This is a genomic window from Rhodopseudomonas sp. BR0C11 (genome assembly GCF_010820945.1).
Taxonomy (GTDB): Bacteria; Pseudomonadota; Alphaproteobacteria; order Rhizobiales; family Xanthobacteraceae; genus Rhodopseudomonas; species Rhodopseudomonas palustris_H.
Genome location: NZ_QTKI01000472.1, coordinates 1 through 3,391, shown reverse-complemented (window position 1 = coordinate 3,391; position 3,391 = coordinate 1). Strand labels below are relative to the sequence as shown.

Here is a 3,391-nt window from a genome sequence, read left to right as displayed (position 1 = left end):
AAGCCGCCGCCGTCCTCGGCAAACGGCAGGCCGTGCAGGTTCATGCCGAACATGCCGGTGACCAGGGTCGGGGGCAGCAGCAGCGCGGTCAGCACTGACAGCACCCGCAGGCTGTTGTTGCCCTGCTCCTCGATCTGCAGGTGCAACTCTTCCTGCAGCAGCCGGCTGCGCTCGCGCATCTCCACCACCGAATGGTCGAGCCCGTCGAGCCGCTGCGCCAGCTTGCCGGCGCAGGGCCGCAGCCGCGGCGCCAGTTCGGCGCCGTCCCGGTCGAACCGGTGCAGCAGCACCCGCAGGCCGGACAGATGCCGGTGCAGCCGGACGCAGCTCCGGCGCAGCCGGCCGAGGCCCTGACGCAGCTCGTCGGTGTCGTCGGTGAGCAGCTTTTCCTCGAGCTGGTCGAGCGCCTGCACCATGTCGTCGGCGATCGCTTCGATCGCCTCGGCGACATTGTGGACGATCAGGTCGAACAGGCCGGCACAGCTCTCCACCCGGTGGCCGCTTTCCAGCGCCCGCCGGGCGGCGTCGACCGCGCCGAGCGGCTGGTGGCGGCCGGTGATCACCAGATGCTCGGTCATCACGAACCGCAGCAGCCCGATGTCCTCGGTGATCTCGTCGATGTCGCGTCCGAGGTCGGCGATCGCGCCGTACACGCAACCGTCGAGGCTGTGGATCTGCTGATAGACGTCTGCGGCCTGCAGCAGCGTCTTGGCCGGCGGCGGCAACGCGGTGCCGCCGATCCACTGCAGCGCGCGGCTGTCGGTGAGATCGAGGTGCAGCCAGGTCCAGCCGTCATGCAGCTCAGGCGTAAAGGTGCCGTCCGGTCCGCTATGGGCGGCGCCATCGGGGCCGATCCGGAACGCCCAGATCAGGCCCGGCACCGGCGGACGCGCAGCTTCGCCGCCGGCGGCTTCCGCCCCGGGGATGCTGAAGCGGATGTCACCCGCGAGCGGCAGCACGGTAGGCATCGGGACGCGATCAGACCGAACGTAGCGCGACGCTGCGCCGGATCAGCACAGTGGCCACGCGAGATCTGGCGACGCAAGCGGTGGCGACCGAAGAGGTGGGGCGGCTGTCGCGGATCATTCTCGTCACTCCGCACGAACGAATGACGATTTTGCCTCGGCGATTTGACGGTGGGATGACAGCGCCCGAGTCGGCAGCGAATACCAGGAACAATCCTTGGAAGGTCGCGTTGGGCGGGTGGACTGACAGCGCCACACCCATTCACGACGGAGTTCACAGTATGGCCGCCACCAAAGACAAGGACCTCAACGACCTGTTCCTCGACACCTTGAAGGACATCTATTTTGCCGAGAAGCAGATCCTGAAGGCGCTGCCGAAGATGGCCAAGGCCGCCACCTCGGACAAGCTGCGCGCCGCGTTCGAGAAGCATCTCGCTGAGACCGAAGGCCAGATCGAGCGGCTGGAGCAGGTGTTCGAACTGCTCGAGAAGCCGGCCCGCGGCAAGACCTGCGACGCCATCCTCGGCATTCTCGACGAGGGCAAGGAGATCATGGACGAGTACAAGGGCACCGAGGCGCTCGATGCCGGCCTGCTCGCGGCCGCCCAGGCGGTCGAGCACTACGAGATCTCCCGCTACGGCACGCTGAAGACCTGGGCCGGCCTGCTCGGCATGAAGGACGCGGTCAAGCTGATCGACCAGACGCTGCAGCAGGAGAAGACCACCGACATGACCCTTTCCAAGCTGGCCGAGAGCGAAGTCAATTACGAGGCCGCGGCGTAAGCAGCCGCGTCTCGCAGGCTATCGGCGGATCGAAACGACGAAGCCCCGGGCATTGCTGCCCGGGGCTTTTGCATGATGGTTCGTTCGTGAGGCTCAGCCGCCGACATCGGCGCTGATGACGTCGCCGAACAGCTCCCACTTCTCGCCCTTGAAGCGCATCAGCTGCAGCTGGCTGACCGGCGCGAAGTCGGTCGCCGAGGTGTTGATCTTGATGCCCGGCAGCAGCACTTCGGTGCGGTAGTCCTTCAAGCTGGCGGCCTGCTTCATGACGTTCTCGCGGGTGAGATTGTCGCCGCACTTCTTCAGCACTTCGACCAGCGTCTGCGCCACGCCGTAGCCGACCACAGTGCCGCCATCGAGCTTGTTGCCCTCCGGGAACTCCTTGTCCATGAAGGCGAGGAACTCCTTCATGCCGGCGTCGTCCTTCCACTGGTCGTCGGAGACGTCCTTCAGATAGGCCGCAGAGATCACGCCCTGGGCGTTCTCATAGCCGGCCGGCTTGATCACGCTGCCGACCGAGGCCGAGACGTTGTTGAGGAAGTGCGTCGGTTTCCAGCCGACTTCGGCCAGCTTCTTGATCGCCTGGGCGGCGAATTTCGGCGTGGTGATGTTGATGAAGACGTCGGCGCCGGTGGATTTCAGCTTGACGATGTGGTTGTCGATCGTCGGCTCGGAGACCTCATAACTCTCCTTCATCACGATCATCGACTGGCCCTTGGCGCCGAGACCGTCTTCGAAGCCCTTCAGGTAGTCCTTGCCGTAGTCGTCGTTCTGATACAGCACGGCGATCTTGGCGTTCGGCATCTCCTTCAGAATGTATTTGGCGTAGATCTGGGTCTCGCTCTGGTAGTTCGGCTGCCAGCCCATCGTCCACGGATAATTCTTCGGGTCGTTCCACTTGCTGGCGCCGGTGGCGACGAACAGTTGCGGGACCTTCTTGCTGTTCATGTATTTGTGGATCGCCGAATTCGGCGGCGTGCCGAGCGAGTTGAAGATCAGCAAAACCTCGTCGCTCTCGACCAGCTTGCGCGCCTGTTCCACCGTCTTCGGTGGCGAATAGGCGTCGTCATAGCTGACGAAGTTGATCTTACGCCCGTTGATGCCGCCCTTGTCGTTGATCATCTTGAAATAGGCGGCCTCGGTGCGGCCGATCACGCCATAGGCGGAAGCGGGGCCGCTGTAGGGCATGATGTTGCCGATCTTGATTTCGGTATCGCTTGCGCCCGGATCGTACTTCTTTTGCGCGAGCGCGCCGTTCGAGGCTGCGAAACTGAGGAGAACTGCCGCGGAAAGCGCAGCCGCGTGCGAACGGAGTGAAGGCATTTCTGACTCCCTTTTCTTGGATGTGTGACTGTTGTGTCGGGTGCGGGCTCTTGGTGGCCCTTTCGACAAACATTCAACACCTTCCCGAATGGGCCAGCAAGCATCGTCGATAGCTATGTCGTCGCACTACGTATTGTTGCGATGCGAAGTAACCGAAAGCGCACTAATAGGTCAGTAGAACTACCAGATTATCGATCCGGTTCGGCGTTGATGCGCCGCACTCGCTCGCGCGGGTTGTGTGGAGCGGTCCGCCCGTCGTGTGCCGCGTGGCTGCGGCGCAAAGAAAATCCCCCGGCAATCGCTTGCCGGGGGACGAGTGAG

Annotated in this window: 3 protein-coding genes; 1 reads left to right on the top strand and 2 read right to left on the bottom strand. The window is 63.7% G+C overall.

The genetic code is table 11. The annotated features are described in order from the left end of the window. On the bottom strand, positions 1 to 968 hold a 968-nt coding region (locus DYI24_RS23625), incomplete at its 3' end, for a transporter (protein WP_164574056.1). Between the two features lie 278 nt (positions 969 to 1,246). On the opposite strand from DYI24_RS23625, the gene DYI24_RS23620 reads away from it, so the two are divergent. Then, on the top strand, positions 1,247 to 1,747 hold the full coding sequence (locus tag DYI24_RS23620; RefSeq protein ID WP_107345470.1) for a YciE/YciF ferroxidase family protein: 501 nt from the start codon (positions 1,247 to 1,249) through the stop codon (positions 1,745 to 1,747). 93 nt (positions 1,748 to 1,840) lie between these two features. Here DYI24_RS23620 and DYI24_RS23615 read toward each other — a convergent pair whose 3' ends face one another. Further along, the gene (locus tag DYI24_RS23615; RefSeq protein ID WP_164574055.1) at positions 1,841 to 3,070 is read right to left on the bottom strand and encodes an ABC transporter substrate-binding protein; all 1,230 of its coding nucleotides are present in this window, start codon (positions 3,068 to 3,070) and stop codon (positions 1,841 to 1,843) included. Positions 3,071 to 3,391: the final 321 nt, after the last annotated feature.